Annotated in this window: 2 protein-coding genes; both read right to left on the bottom strand. The window is 72.6% G+C overall.

The genetic code is table 11. The features are described 5' to 3' along the window. The coding region (gene istB, locus HIR71_RS16155) for an IS21-like element helper ATPase IstB (RefSeq protein ID WP_169326083.1) at positions 1–741 on the bottom strand (741 nt) is incomplete at its 3' end. Beyond that, on the bottom strand, positions 738–1,957 hold a 1,220-nt coding region (gene istA / locus HIR71_RS16150; protein ID WP_211374327.1), incomplete at its 5' end, for an IS21 family transposase. The genes istA and istB, both read right to left, overlap by 4 nt.

Raw genomic sequence — 1,957 nt, 5'->3', positions numbered from 1 at the left:
GCGGGTGCGGGTGCGGTAGGACTCGCCGGTCAGGGTCAGGACCTCGGCGTGGTGGACGAGGCGGTCGATCATGGCGGCGGCGACGATGTCGTCGGCGAAGATCTCGCCCCAGCGGCCGAAGGGCATGTTCGAGGTGACCAGGACCGAGCCTTGCTCGTAGCGGTGGGCGACGAGCTGAAAGAACAGGTTCGCGGCCTGGGCGTCGAACGGGATGTAGCCGACCTCGTCGATGATCAGCAGCTTGTAGCGGCGCAGCCGCTTGAGCTCGTGCGCGAGGCGCCCGGTGTCGTGGGCGCCCTGCAGGCGGGTCAGCCACCCGATGGCGGTGTCGTACAGCACGGGGTGCCCGGCGTGGGCGGCCTTGACGCCCAGGGCGATGCCGAGGTGGGTCTTGCCGACCCCGGGCGGGCCGAGCAGCACGACGTTCTCGGCCTTGGCGACGAACGTCGTGGTCGCCAGGTGGGCCAGGATGTCGCGGCGCAGGGACGGCTGGTGGTCGAGGTTGAAGTCCTCCAGGGTCTTGACGGCCGGGAAGTGCGCGGCGCCCATCCGGATCGCGGTCCCCGACGCTTCCCGGTCGGCGACCTGACGGGCCAGCACCGCGGCCAGGTACTCCTCGTGGGTCCAGCCCGCCTGCCGCGCGGTGTCGGCCAGGTCGGCGAACGTGCGCCCGATCGTGGGCGCCTTGAGCACCCGGGTCAGGTAGGCGACCTGGGACGCGGTGTCCGTCGCGGCGCTCACCGGACCACCTCCTGGGCGCGGGCGGGGGCGGTGAAGTCGACGCCGAACAGGGCGTCGTAGTCCGGCAGCGCCCGCAGCGGTACCGGGTGCCCGTCGAGGTGCCGGCGGTCGCCGGCCCGTGCCCTGGCGCGCTCCTCGTCCTGCCAGGCGGTACGCAGCCTGGCGGCGGTGGCCACGTGGACGGGGTCGGTGATGGTGGCGGCCCGCGCCCAGCAGCGGGCGTGGTCGGCGACCAGCCGCCCGGCGCAGGTGACGCGGACCCGGTCGAGGTCGGCCACGATGTCGACGAACCTGCCGATCACGGCCGGGTCGACCGAGTAGTCGCAGGAGTCGATGCGCACGTAGTACTCCCGGCCCAGCCGCACCCGGTGACGCAGCCCGGTCGTGGGTGCCACTGGCGGCAACGACGTCGCCGCAGCCAGGTCCGCGGCGAGGTGGTCGACCGGCCGGCCGCCCAGGGACCGCACCGTGCGGGTGTTCGCCTTCGGCAGCCAGTCGGCCAGCTGGGCGTTGAAGTCGGCCGGTGAAGTGAAGGTGCGCCCGGGCAGGAACGAGGTTTCCAGATACCCGTTGTGTCGTTCGACCATGCCCTTGAACTCCGGGTCTCGAGGGCGGGCCAGCACGACCTTCGTCGCCAGGGTCCCGGCGAACGCCGCGGCGTCGGCGCTGACCGTGCCCTTGCCGCCGATCGCCGACTCACGGTCCCACCACAGCCGCTTGGTCACCGCCCCGACACCGCTGACCAGCGCCCACATGCCGGCCAGGATGTCCCCGCCGGACCGCGACGGGATCATCCGGGCGGTGATGAACCTCGAGTACGCCAACGTCATCACCAGGACCGGCAACATCGCGACCTGACCGTGGCCGACCGCGATCCGCGGCTCGGGGAACCACAGGTCGCACTGCGTGGTGTCACCCGGGGCATGCACCAGCCGGTCGACCGGGTCCACCCCCCGGTACTCCGGGCGGATCGCCCGCACCCGGTCCTTGAGCACGGTGATCGACCGGGTCCAGCCGATCCGCTCGGCGATCACCGTCGCCGGCATCGTGGGGTGCTCACGCAGCAACGCCCGGATCTGCGGCTCGACCGCGTCGACCACCGACCCACTCGCCGCCCGCTCGTACCGCGGCGGGGCGTCCGACGCCAACGCCGCCCGCACCGTATTCCTCGCCACCCCCAGACGACGCGAGAGCTCCTTGATCGGAACCCCCTCCG

Origin of the sequence: Cellulomonas fimi, from assembly GCF_012952065.1 — a bacterium.
Lineage (GTDB): Bacteria > Actinomycetota > Actinomycetes > Actinomycetales > Cellulomonadaceae > Pengzhenrongella > Pengzhenrongella fimi_A.
Note: the sequence above shows the minus strand (reverse complement) of the source record. Positions and strands in the feature narration are given on the sequence as shown.